The sequence below is a fragment of the Cupriavidus sp. 05L411 genome (assembly GCF_056398045.1).
The window spans coordinates 218,850-242,446 of record NZ_JBFTOQ010000009.1; the positions used below are offsets into that span (position 1 = coordinate 218,850).

A 23,597-nucleotide genomic window follows, 5' to 3' on the forward strand; every position below is an offset into this window, starting at 1 on the left:
GTCCGGGGGAGGAAGGCGAAATGAAAAAAGGGTCGCTGCGAGGCATCCGGCAGGCCGGGTGTTCGACATTGCTGTTGCTGGGCGGGATGGCACAGGGCCAGACCCCACCCGACGAAGGACCAGCCGCGGCAAAGCTGGAAGCGCTAAAGCGGGAGGTGACCGAACAGGCCGCCACCCTGGAGCAGATGAAGCGCTCGATGGCGGAGCAGGAGGCCACCATCCGCGAGTTGCGCAGCGTGCTGGGCACCGACGTGCTGGCGAGAAAGCGCGGCGGCCAGCGCGCGCCCGGCACCGGCGGCGTGACCCCTGGCGATACCGCCACCAATGCCGCTGCCGCCGCTGCCGGCTCGGCGGGCGCGCAAGGCTTGCCCAATACCAACAACCTGCCGCAAGCCAGCGACAGTCCCCCTAACACCAACCAGAACAGTGCGCAGGACAGCACCCAGATGGCTCTCGCCGGCGACGAGCAGCCGGTGGGCAAACCACCCGAAGCCACCACAGCCCCTCCTGCGATCGCGCCGATCTTCGACCAGCCCGGCGTGCTGACACCCGCCGGCAAGCTGGTGGTCGAGCCAAGCTTCCAGTACGGATATTCGTCCAGCAACCGGGTGGCGCTGGTTGGCTACACCATCATCCCCGCGATCCTGATCGGCCTGATCGATGTGCGCGAGGTCAAGACCTCGACCTACATCGAAGCCGTCGCGTTGCGCTACGGCCTCACCAAGCGCCTGGAGATCGAGGCCAAGGTGCCCTACGTGCAGAGTTCCGGCTCGACGATCAGCCGTGAAGTCTTCACCGGCACCGCGGTCGATAACGTCTTCAATGCCAGCGGCAAGGGGCTGGGCGACGTGGAGGCGACGGTGCGCTACCAGATCAACTATGGCAACGAGAAAATGCCGTACTTCATCGGCTGGCTGCGCTACAAGTCCGCCACCGGCAAGAGCCCCTTCGATGTGGTGACCGATTGCGTGACGCGCTGCGTGGGCAATACCACCGGCACCGGCCTGCCGCTGGGGCTGCCCACGGGTACCGGCTTCCAGGCGATCCAGCCAGGCATTACGTGGTTGTTGCCGACCGACCCGGCGGTGTTCTTCGGCACCTTCAGCTATCTGCACAATTTCGCACGGGACAATGTCAGCCGCACGGTACTGAACGGGCAACAGGAGCCGCTCGGCAAGATCGCGCCGGGTGACATCTTCGGCTTCAATTTTGGTATCGGCCTCTCGCTCAACGAGCATGCCTCGTTCAGTATCGGCTACGACCAGAGCATCATCTGGCCGACCAAGCAGAACGGCTCGACCGTGCCGGGCTCGGTGCGAGTGACGCAAGGCACCTTGCTGGTGGGCTATTCCTATCGGTTCAACAGCCGGTACACGCTGAACGTATCGGTCGGCGCCGGGCTTACCACCGATACGCCAAACCTGACGGTAACCGTGCGCTTGCCGATCACATTCTGATGCAAGGCGCGTACACGAACGGGCGGAAAACGGCGCGAGGTGACGCGTGGGCGGCATCGCTGCGATGTTGCCTTGCGCTCCCCCCGCGACTGGCGTACAAATGAAAAAACCCGTCCCCAGGGCGGATACGGATGCACCTCCACCATCTGGCTTGGCATGGCTGCGTGAAGGCGACTCCGCATGCACACCGCTGCCGGGATAGTCCGAAACGGCCTGACGTGGCCTGAAGCGAGGAGAGAGTCATGCGCAAACGTATCTTCTGGTTGTTGCCCGATCTTGCGAGTGCTCGCCGCACCATGGACGACCTGCTGCTGGCTCGCATCGAGAACAGCCACATCCACTTTGTTGCGCGCGATGGCGCCGATATGAGCGGCTTGCACGAAGCCAACCTGTTCCAGACTTCCGATATCGTCCATGCCGCCGAGATGGGGCTGATGGTGGGCGGCGGCATCGGCATCGTGGCGGGTGCGCTGGTGGCGATGTTTCCGATCGTCAGCGAGACCCCGCAATGGGGCCTGGTTGGCGTGCTGGCGGTGCTAGGCGCGGTGTTCGGCGCCTGGGCGTCCAGCATGATCGGCTGCTCCGCGCCCAACAGCCGGCACAAGGCCTTCGAAAAAGACATCGAGGAAGGCAAGATCCTGCTGATGGTGGACGTGCCGCGTGGCCGCATCGAGGAAATCGAAGCGCTGCTGCAATCGGCCCATCCGGAAGCCCGCTTCGCCGGGCTGGATCCCGCCGTACCCGCCTTTCCCTGAGTTCTCACTCGCGCTTGCCCTCATCCTGATGGGCAGGACGGTCCGGTTGTCACGCCGAGGCTCGGCGGCCTGAGGGCCGCCTGCCTCGGCGGGCCAGCGCCCGATATTTCCCCAGCCGAGCCCTCCCTCGCCGCTTTTGCAACAGCGATTTGCCGAATCGCCTCGCTTTGAGGTAATTTGCTTGTCGCCGCGCCTATCCGTGGCGCGCATGACAAAGCAAAAGATTCGCAAGCGAACGAGGGGTCGGAGATGAAGACAACATGGATGGCGTGCGGCCTGCTGGCCGCCACGCTGGGTGGGCTTGCGCCGTTGGCACAGGCCGAGCAAGGGGTCACCAGGACCACCATCAAGATCGGTCAATCGGCCGGGGTGACGGGGCCGGTGGCGGGCTCGGTCAAGGAGCAGATCGCCGGGGCGCAGGTCTACCTGAAAACGGTCAACGCCAACGGCGGTGTAGGAGGGCGGCGCATCGAACTGGTGACGTACGACGACGGTTTCGACGCCAAGCGCACGCCCGACAATGTGCGCAAGCTGGTCCAGGAAGACAAGGTGTTCGCGCTCTTCATGGTGCGCGGCACGCCGCAGAACGAGAGCATCCTGCCCATTGTCAACACCGAGAAGGTGCCGCTGGTGGCGCCGCTGACCGGCGCCATCACCCTGCACCGCCCGGTCAACCGCTACGTGTTCAACGTACGCGCCAAGTACCAGGACGAGGTGGCCCGCGCAATCAACCATCTTGCCACCTCGGGCATGAACCGCATCGCCATCTTCTACGCCAACGACGGCTTTGGCCAGGACGTGTTCGAAGGCTTCAGCACCGCGCTGCAGGCGCGCGGCGTGCAGCCGGCGGCCAGTGCCTCGTTTGCGCGCCCGATGGGCGATATCCAGGCCGGTGTCACCGCCATCAACAAGGCCAACCCGCAAGCGGTGCTGGTCATCGGCTCCGGCTCCGAGGCGGCGCGCCTGATCAAGGAACTGCGCCGCGGTGGCAGCCAGGCGCAGTTCGTCACGCTGTCCAACAACGCTGCCGATTCCTTTATCAAGGAGCTCGGCGAGGATGCGCGCGGCCTGATCATCACGCAGGTGGTGCCAGGCACCAATTCCAGCCAGATGAGCATTGCCAGCGAATACCGCAGCCTGGCGCGGCAGCAAGGCGTGGACCCGAGCAATGCCGGGATGGAGGGCTTCATGTCGGCCAAGGTACTGGTAGAGGGCTTGCGCCGTGCCGGGCCGGACCTGACGCGCGAGCGGCTGGTCGGCTCGCTGGAGAGCCTGCGCGACTATGACCTCGGCGGCATCCTGATCAGCTACAGCCCGACGCGGCATACGGGTTCGTCATTTGTCGAAATGTCGATCGTGTCGTCCACCGGCAAGCTGATCCGCTAAGCTCGCTGCGGTATAGTCGCCGCATGGCTACCTTACCTTTTTCCCTCGAAGGCCGCGTGGCGCTGGTCACCGGCGGCGCGCAAGGCCTGGGCCAGGCGATTGCCGCCGGGCTGGCGCAGGCCGGCGCACACGTCATCGTCGCCGCGCGCAACGCCGAGCGCGTGCATGCCGCCGTTGCCGCGCTGGCCGCTGATGGCGGCCGCGCCGAGCCGCTGGTGCTCGACGTCACCGATGCGGCCGCGGTCGACGCCGCCTTCGCCCACATCGATGCCACGCATGGCCGCCTGGATATCCTCGTCAACAACGCCGGCGCGCGCAACCGCAGCAATATGGCGCACCTGGACGCGGCGGACCTGCGCGAGATGCTGGAGACCAACCTGGTGGCGCCTTACGCCTTGTGCCGCCACGCGGCGCAGCTGATGCGGCGCGGGCGCTACGGGCGCATCGTCAATGTCAGCTCGATTGCGGGGCAGGTGGCGCGTGCCAACGATGTGCTGTATCCCGCTACCAAGGGTGGGCTCGATGCGCTGACGCGCGCCATGGCAGCGGATCTCGGGCGCGACGGGGTGACTGTGAATGCGGTTGCGCCTGGGTATTTTGCTACCGAGCCCAATCAGCCGATGGTGGATGATGCCGGCGTTGCCGAGTGGTTGCGCCAGAGGACTGCGCTTGGGAGGTGGGGGCAGCCGGAGGAGATTGCGGGGGCGGTGGTTTTTCTGGCTTCGGGGGCGGCTTCATATGTTACTGGGCATGTTTTGGCGGTGGATGGGGGGTATCTGGCGCATTTTTGATTTTTGATTTTGGGTTTTGGCTGCGGACTGCTTGAAGTCAAAGTCAAAGTCAAAGTCAGTTTCACCACCCCTGCGGGGCGGCGACCTACTTTCTTGTCTCGCCAAGAAAGTAGGCAAAGAAGCGACCCGGATGGGGCGAAAGACTCCTCGTCGTCAGGCCAAAAGAGCGGCCGGGACCCAAACTCGCATCGCCTTAAGGCGATACTCAGACATGGGTCCCTCTTTTCCGCCTGGTTTCGGCGGGCCTGTAAGCGCCTCCTCAGGCTGCCTTCCTCTTCTTGAAATGGGCTTGCAGCGCTTCGATCATCGCGGCGGCTGCCGTTGAATCGCTTCTTTCCCTTAGCCGCACCAGGCAAATATCCCGCACCAGCGATGGCAGCTGCATGGGCCGGATGACCAGGCTTTCTTGCTGGAACTGGAATAGCGCCAGGGCTGGCACCACGGTCACGCCAAGTCCGGCGGCTACCAGCGCGGCTACGGTGGCCAGGTGTTCCACTTCCATGACCCCGTTGAGCTTGAGCGGATGCAGCGCGGCATCCAGGTGCTGGCGTACGCTGCTGGTCCGGGAGAGCTGGATAAAGGGCAGGCCAGCCAGCGCCTGGGGTGTCACGCGCCGCCGGCTGGCCAGGGGATGGCCGGCGGGGCAGACCAGGTGGAAGGTGTCCGTTACCAGGGGCTCGATGCGCAGGTCGCCATCCTGCGCGGGGGCGGGCGCCAGCGCAAAATCCGCGCGGCCGCGCCTGACCAGGTCGATGCAGCCGTCCGCCAGCAGGTCGAACAGTTCGATGGTGATGCCGGGGTAGCGCTGGTGGAAGGCGGCCAGGATCGGCGGCAGGTCGCCTGCCGCCAGCGAGGGCAGCGCGGCGATCGAGACGCGTCCTTTGCGGCGTTCGGCATGGTCGCGCAGCTCTGCGAAGGCGGTCTCGAAATCGGCCAGCAGCCGCGCCGCCACGTCTTCGAAGCGCCGTCCTTCCACACTAAGCTCCACATGGCGCGTGGTGCGCTCGAACAGCCGCGTGCCGGCTTGCTCCTCCAGCGTCTGGATCAGCGCGCTGAAGGCGGATTGCGACAAGTGGCAGGCCTGCGCCGCGCGGGTGAAATTGCGGTGCGTGACCAGGGCCACAAAGGCGCGCAGGTGTTTGACTGAGAGGTTCATTGGCAAGCGCCAGCGGCTTCGGTTTAATCTGGAAAGTCGATAGATTAATCCAAATTATCCGCTTTTTGGTTGACGGTGGCGCGTCTAGAATAGCCGCATCGGCCGGCATTCCCGCGCGCGGCCAGCCTTTGTTCACCCGGTTCTCACCAGGCATTCATCCTATGACCGCCCCTTTGCTGATCGGCTCCGGCGCCGGCTTCTCCGGCGACCGCACCGACGCCGCCCTGCCCGTGGTGCGCACGCTGATCGCAGCGGGCGGGCCGGCCGTGCTGATGTTCGAGACGCTGGCCGAGCGCACGCTGGCGCTGGCCCAGCTGGCGCGCCGCAACAATCCCGCCCACGGCTACGAGCCCCTGCTCGACGCCTTGCTCTCGCCGGTGCTGGGGCTGTGCCTGGCCAACGGCATCCCCATCGTCGGCAATTTCGGCGCGGCCAATCCCCATGCTGCGGCGCAGCGCGTGCGCGCGCTGGCGGCGGAGCTGGGCCTGGCACCGCCGCGGGTGGCGGTGGTGGAGGGCGACGATCTCTCGCACGATGCGGGCCGCGCGGTGCTGCGCAAGATTGTCGGCGCGGGCTTTCCGGAGGCGCGCTTCGTTTGCGCCAACGCCTACATTGGCGCGCAGGGCATTGCCGATGCGCTGCGCGCCGGCGCGCAGGTAGTGGTGTGCGGCCGCGTGGCGGATCCCGCGCTGGCAGTGGGCCCGGCCATGGCGCATTTTGGCTGGTCGTGGCAGGACTGGGACCGCCTGGCGCGCGCCACCATGGCCGGGCATTTGCTGGAATGCGGGGCGCAGGTCACCGGCGGCTATTTCGCCGATCCCAGCATGAAGGACGTGCCCGATGTGCACGCCGTCGGCTATCCCATCGTGCGCCTGGACGAAGACGGCAATATCGAAGTGGGCAAGGCGGCGGATACGGGCGGCTGCGTGGACCTGCGCACGGTCAAGGAGCAGCTCCTCTACGAGGTGCACGACCCCGCCGCCTATCTGACGCCCGACGTCGTCGCCGACATCAGCGCGGCCACGGTCGAGCAGATTGGCCCGGACCGCGTGGCGGTGCGCAATGTGCGTGGCCGCGAGCGGCCCGAGCAGCTCAAGGCCAACCTGTTCTACGAAGGCGGCTGGATCGCGGAAGGCGAGATCTCCTACGCCGGCCCGAACGCGGCGGCGCGCGCACGCCTGGCTGCGCAGATCGTGCGCAAGCGCATGGACCTGCTCGGCCATGCGGTGCCGATCCGCTTCGACCTGATCGGTGTGCTGAGCGTCTTTGCCGACGATGGCGGCCGCCTGCTGCAACAAACACAACCCGGCGAGGCACAGGCGCAGGACGTACGCCTGCGCGCTGCGCTGGCCCATGAGGACAAGCCCGTGGCCGAAGCGCTGCTGCGTGAAGTCAATGCGCTGTACACCTGCGGCCCCGCCGGCGGGGGCGGTGTGCGCACCGCGTTGCGCGCGCGGCTGAACGCCATGTCCTGCCTGGTGCCGCGCAGCGCCGTCACCGCAAGCCACTCCCTGCTGCCATGAACGCAACCGCCGCTACCGCTACCCGTACCACCATCGCGCTCTACCAGCTCGCGCACGGACGCACGGGCGACAAGGGGGATCGCTCCAACATCAGCGTGATCGCCTACGACGCGCGCGACTTCGACCACCTTGTCGCGCATGTCACCGAGGACGCGGTGGCGGCGCTGTTCCGCTACCGCCAGCCAGCGGCGGTCAAGCGCTACCTGGTGTCCTCGCTGCAGGCGATGAACTTCGTCATCGACGGCGTGCTCGATGGCGGCGTGAACGATGCCCTCAACCTGGATACGCACGGCAAGGCACTGTCTTTCCTGCTGCTGCAACTGGAAATCCCTTTGCCCCCGCGGCTGGCCGGCGCCGGCTGAAGCAGAACACCGAAGCAGAACACCGAAGTAAAGCGACATACCAGAACGACAAACCAGAACGATTCCAGATTCGAACAGGAGACCAAAGATGTCCGCATACACCAAGCCCGCTTCCCGCCTGAAAGTGGTCACCGGCATCGCCGCCGCCGCGGCGCTCGCGCTGCTGGCCGGCCCGGCGCAGGCGGAGTTTCCGGACAAGCCGATTCGTTTCGTGGTGCCGTTCGCCGCCGGCAGCGCCACGGACCAGCTCGCCCGCGCGATCGGCCAGGCCATTACGGTCGATGCCAAGGTGACGGTGGTGGTCGACAACAAGCCCGGCGCCAACGGCTTTATCGCTGCCAGCGACGTGGCCAAGGCCAGCCCGGACGGCTATACCGTGCTGATCAGCACCAACACCACGCATGCGGCCAACGAGCATCTGTTCAAGAAGCTGCCCTACGATCCGGTCAAGGACTATGTGCCGGTGACCGCGCTGGGCCGTGGCGGCCAGATCATGGTGGTCAACCCGCAGTTGCCGGTCAACAATGTGGGGGAATTCATCGCGCTGGCCAGGAAGGAGCCGGGCAAGCTCAGCTTTGGCAGCGGCAGCTCGTCCTCGCGCATTGCCGGGGAGCTGTTCCAGCAGATGGCGCATGTGCAGTTGCTGCACGTGCCCTACAAGAGCAACCCGCTGGCCATCACCGACCTGCTGGGCAACCAGATCCAGATGATGATCACGGATACCGCCACCGGCCTGCCCCAGGTCAAGAGCGGCAAGCTCAAGGCGCTCGGTGTGTCGGGCAAGACGCGCTCGCCGCTGGCGCCCAACGTGCCGACCATCGACGAAGCCGGCGTCAAGGGCTATGAGATGAGCTACTGGTTCGCCGCCTACGCGCCGGCCAAGACGCCGCAGCCGGTGGTGGACAAGCTCAACGCCCTGATGGTGAAGGCCGCCAGGAGCGAGACGGCGGCAAATTTCTACCAGTCCACCGGCACCGACGTGTTCACCAGCACGCCCGCAGAACTGGCCAAGTTCCAGGCGCAGGAATCGGCCAAGTGGGGCCGCATTATCAAGGCCGCCAACATCCAGCCCGAATAAGAGGCCATTTCAAAAAGACTCTGGCGTCGTTGCGCGGCCTCGCCGTGCGATCCACCTGCACGGCGAGGCAGCCGGGCCAGCTTACTGGGCCAGCGTCGCCTTGTAGCCCACCGCATACGGCAGCTTGCCGGGCTTGGCGCTGCCCACCGGCTGCGACAACGCCGTGAACTCCGTCTCGTTGAGCACCGTCAGCCCGCCCAGCGCCACGGCGGTCTTGCCGCTGCTCACCGGATCCGCGGGGGCCAGCGCCACCATGGCGGTGGCCGCTGCGCGCACGGCGCTCAGGTAGCTCGTGGTGTCGTCCAGGCGGTAGTTGTCCAGGTTGACGCGCTGACGCAGCCAGTCACCCCAGTAAAACTCCGTGAACTCCGTGGCGTCCGCCAGTTGCTGGTAGCCGATGTCGCGCGTGAAATACACCAGCGAGCGATAGCGGTCATTGCCCAGGCCGTTGCGCAGGCCGAGCGCCGGCGGCAGTTCGGCCGGTGTGGTCGGGCGGTTGGCGGTGTCCCTCAGCCACATCAGCTTGCGCTCGCGTAGCGTGCGGAAGAACGTGGCGCGGTCCTGCGTGGCCAGGTTGTCCTGCACCTTGATCCACATCTTCGCCTGCGGGCCGCCGTCGGTAGCCTCCCACACGCTGGTGAAGGTGTGATGGCCGTCAGTCAGGTACGGCTTGCCCGCCGGGCCGATCACCATGGTCTTCATATCCGCAGGCTTGTTGCCGACCGCCTTGGTGCAGGTGAAGGAGGCGAGGTTGTCCAGGCGCGAGGCAGCGGTCGTCGTGCTGGCCTTGTTCTGGCCGTTGGCCTCGCAGGCATCATCGAACTTCTTGGCCGGGTCGGCCGCGTAGCGGCCCAGCTTGTAGTAGATCTGGTCGAAGCCGATGGCCGGCTGGGTCGGGCGCAGGTCGGCCAGCGTGACCTGCACGATATCGCCGGCCTTGGCTTGCAGGTAGGTGGTGGTCGGGGTTTGCGCGGCCAGCGGCGTGCAAACGCTCTGGAGGCGGCGCTTGGCGCCGGGCACATCGCGCAACTGGTAGGCCAGCTTGGCGGTGACCGGCAGCAGCGCCAGCGACGCGGCTTGCGGCTGGGCGGCGACGGTGTCCTGCCAGGTCCCGGAGATCAGCCCGTTGGCACCGGTGGCGATGGCGCCACTGGCCCCGATGGCGGCGTTGTAGTTCAGCGCGACGTCGGTGGCGATATTGTCGGCGGCGAGCCGGTTGCCCGCGATCGACACGATGTTGCGGCGGGTGCGGCCAGTGGCCGCGTTGCCGTCGTCCAGCTCGGGCTCGGCGCATAGCCAGTCGCCGTCGGCGGCGCCAGCGGCAACGGCCTGCGCGCTCTTGAGCACCCAGCTGCCGTTGCGCGGGCTGCCGTCGGCATTGCTGGCAGCTTCGTCGACGAACAGCGTTGCCTGACCATCCTGGCGTGCCACAAAGAGGCGGCCGATCTTGCTGCCGCCCAGCGTCACCGCGAAGGCGCCGGGGAAGCGCTGCTGGTCGGCGTCCGCGGCGAGCGTGCCGTTTTCGCCGCCGGCGCAATTGTCAGCATAGGCGGCGGCGCAGGCGCGCACCGTCCCGTCCGCGGAGATCTTGACCTGTCCCACGGCGGCCGTGGTGCCTGCCTGGCGCAGATAGTTGTAGACGCCCGCGACATCGCTCAGTTGCGCGCCCTTGTTGGCCGCGCTCACGTGGCCCTGGAGCAGCACGCCGCCGCCCGCGAGAAGGTTGGGCACCTGGCCCAGCGCACCGGACAGCACGCCGGCATCGACCACGAACTCAAAGCTGATGGCGCTCGCGGCGGTGGCCAGGGCCGCGGGTACGTCGGCACTGGCTGCCGCCAGCTTGGTGACTTTGTAGGTGTCGCCGCTACGCGTGTAGCTGCCCACGAGCGTGCCGCCCAGGCCAAAGCGGGAATCGAGAAAGCGCAGCGTGACCTGGCCGGCGGCCGGCTGGTCGAGCGCAACGGACACGGTATCGCCGAAGCTCACCGCGCCGACATAGAGCGAGCCGCCCGCCAGTGGCGTGAGCGCGGCCGGCTGCGTCACCGCGCCGCCATTGCTGCCATTGCCTCCGGTGCCGCCGCCGCCTGCTTGCGCAGCCTGCGTCTGGTTGCCGTCGCCGCCGCAGGCGGCCAGCGCTGCCGTTGCCAGGGTACAGGCCACTGCAGCCCATTGCTTTCGCTTGATCATCGATCTTTCACCCGTTCGTTGTTTTCGTTTGTTCTCGTGTGTTCTCGTTTGCCGCCCGCCTGTGGGGGCGGGCGGCGGCAGGGCCACAATCTATGTCGGCTTGATGACGTGCTCGTGACGAAAAGTCTTGAAGCAAAGGCAACCAGGCCGGTGCGATCGCGGGAATCGGCGCATTCCGAAGCAACCTTGCTGGCGGGAGGGCTGCGCCACCGCTGGCGCGGGAGACGGGCTACCATGCCGCCAACTACGCAAAAGGCACCCATGAACGCACCCGCATCGACGTTTTCCGGCTCCCTCGATCCCCAGGCCCTGATCCGCACCTATATCCGCGCCAAGGATGAGAACCGTCCCCATCTGATGGCGCACGCCTTCGCTGCCGATGCCACGCTGGAGATGACGGTCAAGTCCGAGGCCATCGTGTTCCCGGCACGCAGTGAAGGCCTGGCCACGATCAGCGACGTGCTGGTGCGGCGCTTTGGCCAGAGCTACGACAACGTCTACACGTTCTGCCTGGCGGAGGCTCCGCCCGCAGCCGACGCGCAACGCTATGGCTGCGACTGGCTGGTAGGCATGACCGACAAGGCCAGCGGCGGTGTGCGCGTGGGCTGCGGCAGCTACGCGTGGGAGTTCTCCGGGCAAGATGGCGCCCGGCGCGTGCAGGCACTCACCATCGTGATCGAGGCCATGGACGTGTTGCTCGCCGACACCGCACAACAGGTGCTCGACGGGTGGCTGGCCCGCCTGCCCTATCCCTGGAGCACTGCCGCGCATGTTTGCGCGCAGGCTCCGGCACTGGCACAGTTGGCACCGGCGCTGGCGTATCTGCGTTCCGGCGCGGCGCAAAACAGCCGTTGATCAGGCAGCGGCACGTGGCGTTGCCTGGCTTGCCCTCCTAAAGGATCGACCCATGACCCTGCCCTGCCTTGCTGCCCGCCTGACTTCGCTTTCGATGGTCTGCACCCTCGCCCTCGCCGGCCTGCCCGCGCTGGCGCAGGTCCGGCCGCCGGCGGCCCCGCCGGCCCAGCAGAAGACCCAGGTGCCCGGCTACTACCGCATGATGCTGGGCCAGTTCGAGGTCACCGCGCTCTACGACGGCTATGTCGACCTGGACACCAAGGTGCTCAAGTTCACCAGTCCGGGCGAGGTACAAGGCCTGCTCGCGCGCATGTTCGTGGCCTCCGCGCCCGGCATGCAGACCGCCGTCAACGCTTACCTGATCAACACCGGCGCCAACCTGATCCTGGTTGACACCGGCACGGCGGCTTGCTTCGGCCCCACGCTGGGCCGCGTTGTCGAGAACCTGCGCGCGGCGGGCTACAACCCCGCTCAGGTCGATACGGTGCTGCTGACCCATATGCACGGCGATCATGTGTGCGGCCTGATGGCCGACGGCAAGGCCGTCTTCGCCAACGCCAACGTGTATGTCGACAAGGCCGAGGCGGGCTACTGGCTGGACGAAGCCACCGCCGCGCGCGCACCACGGGATGCGCAGTCCTCGTTCGCCATGGCGCGCGCCGCCGTCGCCCCTTACCAGGCCGCCGGCCGGCTGCGTACCTTTGGCGCGGGCGACAAGCTGGTGGCGGGCGTGAGCGCGGTGCCGGCGCGCGGGCATACCCCGGGCCACAATGGCTACCTGTTCAAGTCAGGCAATCAAAGCCTGCTGGTGTGGGGCGATATCGTGCACAGCCACGCGGTGCAGTTCCGCCGCCCAGAGGTGGCGCTGGAGTTCGACGCGGACAGCACGCAGGCGGTGCGCACACGCAAGAAGATCTTCGCCGATGCCGCGCGCGGCAAGCTGTGGGTGGCGGGCGCCCACTTGCCGTTCCCGGGGATCGGCCATGTGCGCGTGGAGAGCAAGGGCTACGCCTGGGTGCCGGTGGAATACGGGCCGCTGCGCACGGACCGGTAAGGTCGATGCGACCCCATGTGCCGCGGCTGCCTCTTAGCGCTTGAACCCCAGCACCAGCACGCCGGCGCCGACCAGCGCGATGCCGGCCCACTCGCGCAGGTTGGGGCGTTCGCCGAGAAAGATCACGGCGAACACCGCCACCAGCAGCAGGCTCAGCTTGTCCACCGGCGCCACCTTCGAGGCATCGCCAATCTTCAGCGCCCGGAAGTAACACACCCATGAGGCGCCGGTGGCAAGTCCGGAGAGCACGAGGAAGATCCACGTCCGCGGCGACAACGCGAGCGGGTTGCTCCACTTGCCCGTGAGCACCACGAAAAAGCTCAGCACCACGATGATCACCGCCGTGCGCACCAGCGTGGCAAGGTCCGAGTTGACGCCTTCCAGCCCGATCTTGGCGAAGATCGCCGTCAGCGCGGCAAATACGGCCGACAGCAACGCCCAATGAAACCAACCGGTGGAAGAAGCCATGTGTTGTTGTGCGCGATGAAGGATTGAGCGGCAGGCCAGCCCGCGGGGCCCGGCTCAGGTGCGCCGGCGCTCCATGGCCACCAGCGAGGGCACAAAGCCGAGCTGCCCGAAGAAGGCCGCCTCGGACGAGCGCCCGGCGCGCAGCACCCACGTGATATCGGGATCGTTGCCGACGATGTGGCGCACCAGCGCGCGGCCGATGCCGCGGCGGCGATGGCTCGGTGTCACCGCGACCATCGACAGGTAGCCGTTGGAGATGTCGTCGCACAGCGCCCGCGCGAAACCCACGATCTCTCCGTTATCGACCGCCACCACCACCCGTTGCGAGTTGGCGATCAGCCGGGCGAAGCGTTCCGTGTTGGCAACGCGGTGCGCCCACCCGTTTGCCGCAAGGAGTTGTCTGGCCGCCTCGATCTCTTCTGGCAGCAGATTGCGGATTTCCATCGGGGCTCCCCATGCAAGCAGATACGGCAACTCGGCGCTGCCCTTCTAATGGGGGGCGTCACGAGGCGAGTGCGGCGCGGGGCCGCAAAAAGACTGCAGGCAGTGTAGCGAGCGCGCGAAGGCCCGTCAATTTGCGGCGGGCCATGTTGCTTCCGCTCTGTAGCGGGGTATCATGTTTCCCATGAATGCCTCGATCTTCTCTTCCGCCCATCCGGCCGATCAGCTGGCCGAGTACTCCGACGCCGACGCGGCGCTGGCTCGCATCCGTGAAATCTACGATGCCTCGGTCGGCGCGATCCGCGCGCGCTTCGACGCCTTCGCCCAGGGCCAGCCGCTGCCGTCCGCGGCACATGCCTGCTATCCCTACCTGGGCATCTCGGTCAATCTCGAAACCATGGTCACCGACAGCCGGCCATCCTGGGGCACGGTTGCCTACCCCGGGGTCTACGGCACCACGGTCACCCGCCCCGAACTGCTGGCCGATTACTACCGCGACCAGATCGAGCGCCTGATACGCTACCACCGCGTGCCCGTGGTGGTCGGCGTCAGCCGCCGCCCGATCCCGTTGCCGTTCGTCATCGAAGCCTCCACCACGGACATCAGCTACACGCAGGCGCGCGAGCTCGAAGCCTCGTTCGTGCTGCCCGAGCTGAGCCGCATCGACGACGCCATCGCCAACGGCACCTATGAGCCGGTGCCCGGCGAAGCCTGGCCGCTCTCGATGTTTCCCGGCGAGCGCGTGGACCTGGCGCTGCAGCGGCTCTATCACTACACCGGCACCGCGCCCCAGCATTTCCAGCGCTTTGTGCTGTTTACCAACTATCAGCGCTACGTCGACGAATTCATTGCGCTCGGCCGCTCGCTGATGGCCGCCGAAGACGCGCAAGGCGCGGATGGCTACGCGCGCTTCGTGGAACCCGGCGATGTGGTGCAAGAGCGTGGCGAGGCCGAGCCCGACGACGCCCTGCGCCCGCGCGCGCTGCCGCAGATGCCCGCCTATCACCTGGTGCGCGAGGACAAGCTTGGCGTCACGCTGGTCAATATCGGCGTGGGCCCGTCCAACGCCAAGACCATGACCGATCACCTAGCCGTGCTGCGTCCGCATTGCTGGCTGATGGTCGGCCACTGCGGCGGCCTGCGCCGCTCGCAACAACTCGGCGACTACGTACTGGCGCACGCTTATGTACGCGACGACCACGTGCTCGATCACGACCTGCCCCCTTGGGTGCCGGTGCCGCCTATCGCCGAGATCCAGGTCGCGCTGCAAGAGGCCGTGGTGCGCGTGACGGGTTTGTCCGGCAACGAGATGAAGACCCGCATGCGCACCGGCACCGTTGTCTCCACCGACGACCGCAACTGGGAGCTCAAGTCCAAGGCGTTGTACGCCCGCTTCAACCAGTCTCGCGCGATTGCCATCGACATGGAAAGCGCCACGGTCGCGGCCAACGGCTTCCGCCTGCGGGTGCCGTATGGCACCTTGCTATGCGTGTCCGACAAGCCGCTGCATGGCGAACTCAAGCTGCGCGGCATGGCCAATGCGTTTTATCGGCAGCGGGTGAGCCAGCATATGTCGATCGGGCTGGAGGCGATTCGCATCTTGCGCGAGGGCGGTGCCGAGCAATTGCACTCGCGAAAGCTGCGCAGTTTTGACGAGCCGGCGTTCCGGTAGGCTGGCGCCTGCCGGCGTTCCCGTGCGAGCGGGGACGCCGGTGTCTTGCATCCCCCACTCACCACGCGGTCGGGCCGCCACGCGTCTTGGCCAGTTTCCCCTCGAAATGCGCCACCAGGAAGTCAAGGAACGCCCTGACCTTGGCTGACATATTGTGCCGTTCCGGAAACACCGCATAGGCCAGATCCAGGCAGCGATCGGCCGCTTCGGAAAGCTTGGCAAGCTCTTCACGCTCGTCAAGCAGGCCAATCTCTGCATGGACTGAGGCAGGCGAAGTGCGTGGCCACGAAAGTGGTTCGCCATCAGCTATTGGCGATATGCCTTGGCAGGCATAGAATCTCGCGCTTCGCCCAGCTTCAGCACCATGACTACGAATCCCCATGCGGTTATTACGCTGGCCAGCCTGACGCTCGCTGGCTGCTTGCGTTACCCGCATGCATCGGGCCATCTCGTTCGCACCGCGACGATCGCCGCCTGCCTTGCCGATCTGGTGGGGCTGGATGCGGCGCACTGCGAGCGCATACGGCTCGCCACGCCGGCGCACGACGTGGGCAAGCTCGCCATCCCCGATGCCATACTGCTCAAGCCTGGCAAGCTGCTCCCCGAAGAGCGGCAGGTGATCGAGCGGCATGCAGAGATCGGCGCGAACATACTTGCGGGCAGTGCGGACGTGCTGATGCGTCTGGCGTCGCAGGTCGCGCACCACCACCACGAGCGTTTTGACGGCACGGGCTATCCGCGCGGCCTGGCCGGCAAGCAGATCCCGCTGGCCGCGCGGATCGTGGCCATCGCCGATGCGTTCGATGCCATGACGGAGTCGCGCTGCTATCGTCCTGGCATGAGCGACGACGATGCGCTGTCGATTGTCTCGGCAGGTTCCGGCACGCATTTCGACCCGGGCGTGGCGAGCGTTTTCCTTGCCAACATCCCGCAGATACTGCGGAGCCGGAAATCAGCGCAAGCGCTGCTGGACGCTGGCTCCGAGATGGCCGTGGTCGCGCGCTTCTATGGCTTGAATCGCAACGCATTGCGGCAGATCCCGCGCCAAGCCGGAGCCTGACGCGGGATCCGCCGCGCGTTCGTTGTGCCGTGGAGCGACATACCGCGATTCGTTAGAAGCGGTAGCCCACACCCATGCTGAACAGCCACGGATCCAGGCTCACGTTCGAGACCTTCACGCCCGCCGCCTTTACATCGCTCGACAGCCACACCTTCTTGACGTCGGCATTGAGGAACCAGTTCTTGGTGAGCTTGTAGTCCATGCCGATCTGCAGGGCCGGCGCCACGCTCCAGCTATCGAGCGACAGCGAATTGTTGGCAATGTCGGCGCCCCAGATGCGCGTGAAGTTCAGGCCGGCGCCGATATACGGGCGGAAGGTGCCGTTGGGAATGAAGTGATACTGCACCAGCAGCGTCGGCGGCAGATGCGTGAAGGAGCCGATCTTGTTCCCATCGAGGTAGACGTTCTGCTTCTGCGGCACGGTCAGCACCAGCTCGGCGGCGATGTGCGGCGTGAAGAAGTAGGTGACGTCGAGTTCCGGAATCCACTTGTTGTTGACCGTGATGCGGTCCGAGGCGCCAACGCCGCCGATCGGGTCGGACTTGCCGGCCATGTCGAGATAGGTGCTGCGCAGGCGCACCATCCAGTTGCCCTGCGCTTCATCGGCAGCAGCAGCGGGCGTTGCGGCAACGGCGCCGAGCACGGCAAGGGTGGCAATGGCGGTGGTGCACAGACGGGTATGCAGGTGCTTCTTCATGATGGTTGGCTCGTGTTTTAGGAAACTTCACGCACAGTTTGGCGCAGCGTTTCCGGTCGAGCCTTGACCGAAAGCAAGAAGATGGGCATCGGTGGCGCGCGCATGCGCATGCGTCGCCGCGTTGCGACAGTCCCGGCCCGTGCCGCGCTCTTTCGCATTTCCAATCCCGGGCCGGGCTTCTAAGGACATGCGCAAATATTCGTGGCGGCAAGTTTGCGCCCGCCTTACGCTGTGCACACAGTCAAGCAACGAGCATGTCGTGGGCGTCCCGCAAGGGCGTCTTTCCGGGTGTGCCCCGTGGGGGCGGGGCACACCGGCTTTTCTGCGCCGAGGCCTTGAGCCCGGGCGCGGGCGGCATCAATCGACCAGGGCTTGTTCGCGCCGCACTTGGCTGGCCGCAAGCAGGTGGCGGTTCACGCCCGACACCACGGCCTTGAGCGATGCCGTGACGATACTGGCGTCGATGCCAGCGCCAAAGCCCGTGGTGGAGTCTCCTACCCGCACTTCCACATAGCAGGCCGCGGCAGCATTGGCGCCGGACGACAGCGCGTGCTCGTGGTAATCCATCACGCGCACCGGCATGTCCAGCGCGCCTTTGAGGCCGCTGACGAACGCATCGATCGGGCCGTTGCCCCGGCCGCGCGCGCTGAGTGCTTCGCCATCGCGCAGCAACGCCACTTCGATCTCCACCTGGCCGTCGCTGCCGGACACCATCTGGTGGCCCATATAACGCAGCGGGGCCTCATGTTCGAGATATTCGCGCTTGAACAAGCCATACAAGTCATCGGCGCTGGCTTCGAGCCCGCTCTCGTCGGTCATCGATTGCACCGCGCGGCTGAACTCGATCTGCAGGCGGCGCGGCATATAGATGCCGTGCACCTGTTCGAGCAGATAGGCCATGCCGCCCTTGCCGGACTGGCTGTTTACGCGAATCACCGCATCGTAGCTGCGGCCAAGGTCGGCCGGGTCGATCGGCAGGTAAGGCACTTCCCAGACCGCATCCGCCTTCTGCTGCGCGAAGCCTTTGCGAATCGCATCCTGGTGCGAGCCGGAGAAGGCCGTGAAGACGAGGTCGCCCACATACGGGTGGCGCGGATGCACGGGGAGCTGGTTGCAATCTTCCACACACTGGCGCACTTCATCGATGTCGGAAAAATCGAGCTCGGGGTCCACGCCCTGCGTGTAGAGATTCAGCGCCAGCGTCACCAGGTCGACGTTGCCGGTGCGCTCGCCATTGCCAAACAAGCAGCCTTCCACGCGATCGGCGCCCGCCATCACGGCAAGCTCGGCGGCTGCCACTGCGGTGCCACGGTCATTGTGCGGGTGCACCGACAGTACGATGTCCGCGCGCCGTGCAAGATGCCGGTGCATCCATTCGACCTGGTCGGCGAAGATATTGGGGGTGCTGCATTCCACTGTGGTCGGCAGGTTGAGAATGAGCGGGCGCGTGGCGCTGGGCTGCCAGATCGCGGATACCGCATCGCAAACCTCGAGCGAGAAATCCAGCTCGGTCATGCTGAAGGTTTCGGGCGAGTATTCGTAGGTCCATGCCGTCTCGGGCATGCCGTCGGTCAGCGCCTTGATCAGGCGGGTGCCCGCCAGCGCGATCTCCTTGACCTCCTCGCGGCTCGCACCAAACACGATGCGGCGAAACGCGGGGGCGATCGGGTTGTAGAGGTGCACCACGGCGCGCGCGGCGCCGCGCACGGATTCGATGGTGCGCTGTATCAGGTCCTCGCGCGCCTGGGTCAGCACCACGATGGTCACGTCGTCCGGGATGCGGTCTTCCTCGATCAGCATCCGTACGAAATCGAAATCGGTCTGCGAGGCCGATGGGAACGCCACTTCGATCTGCTTCAACCCGATCTTGACCAGTTGCTCGAAGAAGCGGAGCTTGCGCTGCGGGTTCATCGGCTCGATCAGGGCCTGGTTGCCATCGCGCAGGTCCGTGCTCATCCAGACTGGCGCGCGCGTGATGCGCTTGGCGGGCCAGGTTCGGTCGGCGATATCTACGGTAGTGGCCGGGCGGTATTTGGTGGCGGGGTTGCGCAACATCATGACGGTTCTCCTTCCTCGCGGGAAGATGCAAGACACAAGAAGCAAAAAACAAAAAGCAAAAGGCAGGACGCAAGATCGCCAGGGCGTTGAAGCGCTCAATAGCGAAGGCGTCAGAAAGCCGATGCGGAAAAAGGGTGGCGCGAGGCTGCCGAACTGCCACTAGGCACTAGGCACTAGGCACTAGGCCCGGCAACCGATCAGTAGGTCTAGCAGTAGCGAGGAGGAAAGACGCGGCGCCGACAGGGCCGGTGCAGCTAGAGCAATGGCGGTACCCAGCGCGCAACCTGCTGCCGGCACGCGCGCGGCTGCAGCGATGCGGGAGGCATCGGCGGCGCGGCGGTGGAAGCAGGTGGCTTGGTGCATTGCGTAGTGTGTGGGAAGCGGTGCGGATGACGCTGATGACGCGGCTTACGCCAATTACCAAGATGCGTCGATCACTAGTACTTGTCACGCATGCCGAGCCCGCTTTTCAGCGGTCGGCATCCGGCAAGAATAGTCGAGAACGCGAACGGGCGTCAAGGACGAGTGCGCCGGGTCCCCTGCGGACAACCGGATGGCCAGCCACCTCCGCCTGGCCATCAGCACGGGCTTGTGACTGAGCCCAGGCGTGCGTCAGCGTACATAAGCGCTGAACTCTCAGCCGTTTGGCCGGTACAGCAGCGTGCACATCGTGACTAGCCTAGATAGCACGCGACCGTCCAATTCCGCCATTTGCCTGTCCGGTCGCGCCAACCTGACGAGTCTGGCCAGCGGCGCCCTGCTTCCGCTTTTGTCGGCAGGGGGCCCGGGATTTAACGCCATACGGGGAGACATCATGAGAAACACCAGGACGTGGCAAGCATGGCTGGCCTGCGCCGCCATGGCATTGCTGATAGCGGGCTGTGGTGGCGGCGGTGGCAGTTCGGGCGCTGCATCGCCCACCACCGCGAGCACCGCGGCGGATACCACCCCGGTGAAATACTCGGTGACGCTCACGATGACCTCGGGACAGGTCGGGGTGGGCCGCAGCATCTCGATGTCAGCCTCGGTGGTGGACAGCAAGGGCGCGGACGTAACGTCGTCCAGCACCTTTGCCTGGACTTCATCCAGCAACGCCATCGCCACCGTGGTGCCGGCCGCAAACGGCAGCGCCACCATCACGGGTGCGGCGGTGGGCACGGCCACCATCCAGGTGGTGGCCACCGTCAAGGCGGCGGACAACAGCACCACGCAACTGCCCGCACAAACCGCCTCGGTGGCCGTGCAGCCCACCGCCGTCAGCTACAACCTGGCACTGTCGAATCCGGTCCTGTCGCTGGTTGACGGGCAGGTGCAGCCGGTCAAGGCGACGCTGGTCGATGGCAACGGCAGCGACGTCAGCGCAGCCGTGCATGACTGGGCCTGGGCCAGCTCGATTAGCAACGTGCAGGTCAGCGCCGCGCAGAATGCCGCATCGCTGACGGGCGTCAACAGCTCGGATACCGTTGCCGCGGTCGGCACGGTCACGGTCTCGGTCACCGCGCCCAATGGCATTGCTGTCAGCGGGCAGATGCTGGTGACGGTGCAGAAGAACACTGGCTACACCTACCGGCTCGAGCTATCGCAAGGGGGCGTGCCCATCAATGCGCTGTCTGTGCTGAACGGCTATCCGCAGGTCTTCAACGCGCGCGTGATCCGCAGCGATTCGCATGATTCCACCGCGGATTTCGACGGCTCCTGGAGCTACGCCGCCACCTCGCCAACGCTCTCTGTCGCGGCGGATCCGGCCACGCGGCAAGCCACGTTGAGCACCAGCATCGTGATCGGGACGCCCACCGTGCAGAGCCTGCTGCAGGTGAGCGCGGCCAGCAGCAAGATAGCGGGCACGCCCAAGGCCAGCCTGACGGTGACGGAGCAGCCGAAGTGGGCGCTGGTCTATAACGGGCCGCAACCGCCCAAGCTGCTGCTGTCGCTGCCCGTGCCGATTCCCGTCACCGCCACGCTCAAGAACTTCGGCGCGGACGTTCCCTATCTTGGCTGCACGGGCTGGAGCTGGACCAGCAGCGCCAACGTAGCGTTCGCGGGTGGCGTCAATGCTGCGCAGATCGTGGTGACGCCTTTGGCGCTCGGCGATTTCACAGTGACCGCAACCTGCACGGCCGGCCCTGAACTGCAGCCGATTTCCATCACGATTCCGGGAACGGTGAGTTGATGCGGCGCCCGGCATGTGTTCCTGCCGGGCGCCGTTGTTGGTGGAGATCGTGCCGCGCAGGTGCGGACGAGGAGGGAAAACGAGAGGGAGGAGATGCCGAAGACGCTGTGAACCAGCGCGGCGAACCCAAAGCGTACCCGTTTCTGCGTGGATCAAAAACGTGGCCAGCGATGGGTTTTGGGGCGTGATCGTGCTGCCAATCAGCGCTTGGCCACGAAGCGGATGACTTGCTCGCCGGCCTGCGTGACCGGCGCCGGCTGCGTGCTGCCGGTGGTGCTGGAGCCGCAGGTATTGCACCCGCCGCTGTCGCAGCCGCTCGCGCAGCCGGCCGCGGCCTGGGGTGCCAGCCAGGCTGCTGCGCGCCGGCGCCAGCCGGTGGCAGCGGTGCCACCCAGGCGTGCCGCCAGCCCGGCCTTGATCCGTTCGCGGGTGCGCGGCGCATAGCGGGCCAGCACGGAGATCATGCAGGCCAGCACGATCAGCGGCACCAGCAGGGTTTCAATGGCGTGGTAGAGGCTCATGGCTGCAATGTCCTCGCGTCAGCTCAGCATCAGGGTGATGTGGTACGTGGCAAAGGCCGCCACGTAGCCAAGCCCGAACAGGTAGGCCGTCGAGGCAGCCATGACCTTCCAGGAGCCGGTCTCGCGCCGGATCACCGCCATCGTGGAGATGCACTGCGGCGCGAACACGAACCAGGCCAGCAGCGACAGCGCGGTGGCCAGCGACCATTGCGCGGCGATCATCGGCACCAGCTGGCTGGCCATGGCGTCCTCGCTGCCGGACAGCGCATAGACGGTGGCCAGCGCGCCCACGGCGACTTCGCGCGCCGCCAGCCCTGGCACCAGCGCGATGCAGATCTGCCAGTTGAAGCCGATCGGTGCAAAGACATGCTCAAGCGCCCGGCCGATCATGCCGGCGAAGCTGTAGTCGATGGCCGGGGCGGTGGCGCCGTCCGGCGGCGACGGGAACGTGGCCAGGAACCACAGCAGCACCGTCAGCGTCAGGATCACCTTGCCCACGCGGGACAGGAAGATGCGGGCACGCTCCCACAGGCCGATTGCCACGTCGCGCGCATTGGGGATGCGGTACGAGGGCAGCTCCATCATCAGCGGGTGGTCGGTGCGGTCGCGGCGGAAATACTTCAGCACGTACGCCACCACCAGCGCGCTCACGATGCCCGCCACATAGAGGACGAACAGCACCAGGCCCTGAAGGTTGAACATCCCCATCACCGTGCGCGCCGGGATGAAGGCGCCGATCAGCAGCGCGTACACGGGCAGGCGCGCGGAGCACGTCATCAGCGGGGCCACCAGGATGGTCGCGAGGCGGTCGCGCGGGTCCTGGATGGTGCGCGTGGCCATGATGCCGGGAATCGCGCAGGCAAAGCTGGAGAGCAGCGGGATAAAGGAGCGGCCGGACAAGCCGGCGCCCATCATCAGGCGGTCGAGCAGGAAGGCGGCGCGCGGCAGGTAGCCGGATTCCTCCAGCGTCAGGATGAACAGGAACAGGATCAGGATCTGCGGCAGGAACACGACAACGGCACCCAGGCCGGCGATCAGGCCATCCACCAGCAGGCTGCGCAGCATGCCCTCGGGCAGATGGCTGCCGACGATCTCGCCGAACCAGTGCACGCCGCCCTCAATGCCGTCCATCAGCGGGGTGGCCCAGGAGAACACCGCCTGGAACATCAGGAACAGCAGCACGGCCAGGATCACCAGGCCGAACACCGGGTGCAGGAGGATGCGGTCGAGCCGGTCGTCCATGGCCGCGGTGCGTGCCGGCATGGTCACAGCGGCATCCAGCAGGCGCTTGACCTCCTGGTGCACGTCCATGTCGGATGCCGGCTCGGGGGCGGCATCCGGCACTTCCGGCAAGGCCGCGTCCAGTGCGGCCAGCAGGCTGGCGGCGCCATCGCGCTTGACGGCAATCGTCTGGACCACCGGCACGCCGAGCGCGGCGGCCAGCTTGTCGCGGTCGATGTGGATGCCGCGCTTGGCCGCGGCATCGCTCATATTGAGCACCAGCACCATCGGCAGGCCCAGGCGGCGCAGTTCCAGCACGAAGCGCAGGTGCAGGCGCAGGTTGGTGGCATCCACCACCGACACCAGCAGGTCCGGGCGCGGCTCGCCCGGGCGCTTGCCCAGGCAGACATCGCGCGTGATGGCTTCATCCAGGCTGGCTGCGTGCAGGCTATAGGCACCCGGCAGGTCCAGCACACGCACTTGCCTGCCGGCCGGCGAGACAAAATGGCCTTCCTTGCGCTCGACGGTGACGCCGGCGTAGTTGGCCACCTTCTGGCGGCTGCCGGTCAGGCGGTTGAACAGCGCGGTCTTGCCGCAATTGGGATTGCCTACCAGCGCAACGCGCAATGCGGGACGCTGGGAAGCGGAAGTCGGGTTGGCGACAGACATATTCTTGGCAGGTGCC

At 66.3% G+C, this 23,597-nt stretch carries 20 protein-coding genes; 12 read left to right on the plus strand and 8 right to left on the minus strand.

Features of this window, described 5'->3' with window-relative positions; all coding sequences use genetic code 11:
- Positions 1-20 precede the first annotated feature (20 nt).
- The 4 genes from AC1DQR_RS13810 (at position 21) to AC1DQR_RS13825 (ending at position 4,389) form a co-directional block, all read left to right on the plus strand.
- Positions 21-1,457 carry an acetate kinase gene (locus AC1DQR_RS13810; RefSeq protein WP_416051266.1) on the plus strand — a complete coding sequence of 479 codons (1,437 nt, stop codon included), beginning with the start codon at positions 21-23 and terminating at the stop codon, positions 1,455-1,457.
- Positions 1,458-1,699: 242 nt separating this feature from the next.
- Positions 1,700-2,212 carry a hypothetical protein gene (locus AC1DQR_RS13815; protein WP_043352720.1) on the plus strand — a complete coding sequence of 171 codons (513 nt, stop codon included), beginning with the start codon at positions 1,700-1,702 and terminating at the stop codon, positions 2,210-2,212.
- 249 nt (positions 2,213-2,461) lie between these two features.
- Positions 2,462-3,598 carry an ABC transporter substrate-binding protein gene (locus tag AC1DQR_RS13820; protein ID WP_477133157.1) on the plus strand — a complete coding sequence of 379 codons (1,137 nt, stop codon included), beginning with the start codon at positions 2,462-2,464 and terminating at the stop codon, positions 3,596-3,598.
- A 23-nt stretch (positions 3,599-3,621) separates the two neighbouring features.
- A complete protein-coding gene (locus AC1DQR_RS13825) occupies positions 3,622-4,389 on the plus strand; it encodes an SDR family oxidoreductase (protein ID WP_183034760.1) in 768 nt (255 codons plus the stop codon).
- Between the two features lie 259 nt (positions 4,390-4,648).
- Here the strand turns inward: AC1DQR_RS13825 and AC1DQR_RS13830 are convergent, their stop codons facing one another.
- Entirely contained in the window at positions 4,649-5,545 is an 897-nt protein-coding gene (locus AC1DQR_RS13830; protein ID WP_477133158.1) for a LysR family transcriptional regulator, read from the minus strand.
- A gap of 161 nt (positions 5,546-5,706) precedes the next feature.
- On the opposite strand from AC1DQR_RS13830, the gene AC1DQR_RS13835 reads away from it, so the two are divergent.
- From AC1DQR_RS13835 to AC1DQR_RS13845, 3 genes are all read left to right on the plus strand, one after another.
- A complete protein-coding gene (locus AC1DQR_RS13835; protein ID WP_477133159.1) occupies positions 5,707-7,068 on the plus strand; it encodes an acyclic terpene utilization AtuA family protein in 1,362 nt (453 codons plus the stop codon).
- Complete coding sequence (locus AC1DQR_RS13840) at positions 7,065-7,430, plus strand: AtuA-related protein (RefSeq protein WP_416051262.1); 366 nt, start codon at positions 7,065-7,067, stop codon at positions 7,428-7,430. Before AC1DQR_RS13835 ends, AC1DQR_RS13840 begins: the two co-directional genes overlap by 4 nt.
- An 88-nt stretch (positions 7,431-7,518) precedes the next feature.
- Positions 7,519-8,508, plus strand: a complete 990-nt coding sequence (locus tag AC1DQR_RS13845; protein ID WP_416051261.1) for a Bug family tripartite tricarboxylate transporter substrate binding protein — start codon at positions 7,519-7,521, stop codon at positions 8,506-8,508.
- An 81-nt stretch (positions 8,509-8,589) separates the two neighbouring features.
- Here AC1DQR_RS13845 and AC1DQR_RS13850 read toward each other — a convergent pair whose 3' ends face one another.
- Positions 8,590-10,695 carry a ParB/Srx family N-terminal domain-containing protein gene (locus AC1DQR_RS13850; protein WP_416051260.1) on the minus strand — a complete coding sequence of 702 codons (2,106 nt, stop codon included), beginning with the start codon at positions 10,693-10,695 and terminating at the stop codon, positions 8,590-8,592.
- Between the two features lie 261 nt (positions 10,696-10,956).
- Here AC1DQR_RS13850 and AC1DQR_RS13855 point away from each other — a divergent pair, with 261 nt between their 5' ends.
- On the plus strand, positions 10,957-11,550 hold the full coding sequence (locus AC1DQR_RS13855; protein ID WP_416051259.1) for a hypothetical protein: 594 nt from the start codon (positions 10,957-10,959) through the stop codon (positions 11,548-11,550).
- 52 nt (positions 11,551-11,602) lie between these two features.
- On the plus strand, positions 11,603-12,604 hold the full coding sequence (locus AC1DQR_RS13860; RefSeq protein ID WP_416051258.1) for an MBL fold metallo-hydrolase: 1,002 nt from the start codon (positions 11,603-11,605) through the stop codon (positions 12,602-12,604).
- 33 nt (positions 12,605-12,637) lie between these two features.
- Here AC1DQR_RS13860 and AC1DQR_RS13865 read toward each other — a convergent pair whose 3' ends face one another.
- Together AC1DQR_RS13865 and AC1DQR_RS13870 are read right to left on the minus strand one after the other, a co-directional pair.
- The gene (locus AC1DQR_RS13865) at positions 12,638-13,072 is read right to left on the minus strand and encodes an EamA family transporter (protein WP_150986453.1); all 435 of its coding nucleotides are present in this window, start codon (positions 13,070-13,072) and stop codon (positions 12,638-12,640) included.
- 54 nt (positions 13,073-13,126) lie between these two features.
- The gene (locus AC1DQR_RS13870) at positions 13,127-13,516 is read right to left on the minus strand and encodes a GNAT family N-acetyltransferase (protein ID WP_174426156.1); all 390 of its coding nucleotides are present in this window, start codon (positions 13,514-13,516) and stop codon (positions 13,127-13,129) included.
- A 172-nt stretch (positions 13,517-13,688) separates the two neighbouring features.
- Between AC1DQR_RS13870 and AC1DQR_RS13875 the strand changes: the two genes are divergently transcribed.
- Both AC1DQR_RS13875 and AC1DQR_RS13880 read left to right on the plus strand, forming a co-directional pair.
- Positions 13,689-15,185 carry an AMP nucleosidase gene (locus AC1DQR_RS13875; protein ID WP_416051257.1) on the plus strand — a complete coding sequence of 499 codons (1,497 nt, stop codon included), beginning with the start codon at positions 13,689-13,691 and terminating at the stop codon, positions 15,183-15,185.
- A 364-nt stretch (positions 15,186-15,549) separates the two neighbouring features.
- On the plus strand, positions 15,550-16,245 hold the full coding sequence (locus AC1DQR_RS13880; RefSeq protein ID WP_416051256.1) for an HD-GYP domain-containing protein: 696 nt from the start codon (positions 15,550-15,552) through the stop codon (positions 16,243-16,245).
- A 52-nt stretch (positions 16,246-16,297) separates the two neighbouring features.
- Here the strand turns inward: AC1DQR_RS13880 and AC1DQR_RS13885 are convergent, their stop codons facing one another.
- Entirely contained in the window at positions 16,298-16,942 is a 645-nt protein-coding gene (locus tag AC1DQR_RS13885; RefSeq protein ID WP_150986460.1) for an OmpW/AlkL family protein, read from the minus strand.
- Between the two features lie 357 nt (positions 16,943-17,299).
- On the minus strand, positions 17,300-18,997 hold the full coding sequence (leuA, locus tag AC1DQR_RS13890; RefSeq protein ID WP_416053335.1) for a 2-isopropylmalate synthase: 1,698 nt from the start codon (positions 18,995-18,997) through the stop codon (positions 17,300-17,302).
- Between the two features lie 817 nt (positions 18,998-19,814).
- On the opposite strand from leuA, the gene AC1DQR_RS13895 reads away from it, so the two are divergent.
- Positions 19,815-21,170: a hypothetical protein gene (locus tag AC1DQR_RS13895; protein ID WP_477133160.1), complete on the plus strand. Its 1,356-nt coding sequence runs from the start codon at positions 19,815-19,817 to the stop codon at positions 21,168-21,170.
- Positions 21,171-21,370: 200 nt separating this feature from the next.
- Here the strand turns inward: AC1DQR_RS13895 and AC1DQR_RS13900 are convergent, their stop codons facing one another.
- Both AC1DQR_RS13900 and feoB read right to left on the minus strand, forming a co-directional pair.
- The gene (locus tag AC1DQR_RS13900) at positions 21,371-21,691 is read right to left on the minus strand and encodes a DUF6587 family protein (protein ID WP_416051253.1); all 321 of its coding nucleotides are present in this window, start codon (positions 21,689-21,691) and stop codon (positions 21,371-21,373) included.
- Positions 21,692-21,709: 18 nt separating this feature from the next.
- Positions 21,710-23,581, minus strand: a complete 1,872-nt coding sequence (gene feoB, locus AC1DQR_RS13905; RefSeq protein ID WP_416051252.1) for a ferrous iron transport protein B — start codon at positions 23,579-23,581, stop codon at positions 21,710-21,712.
- Positions 23,582-23,597 lie beyond the last annotated feature (16 nt).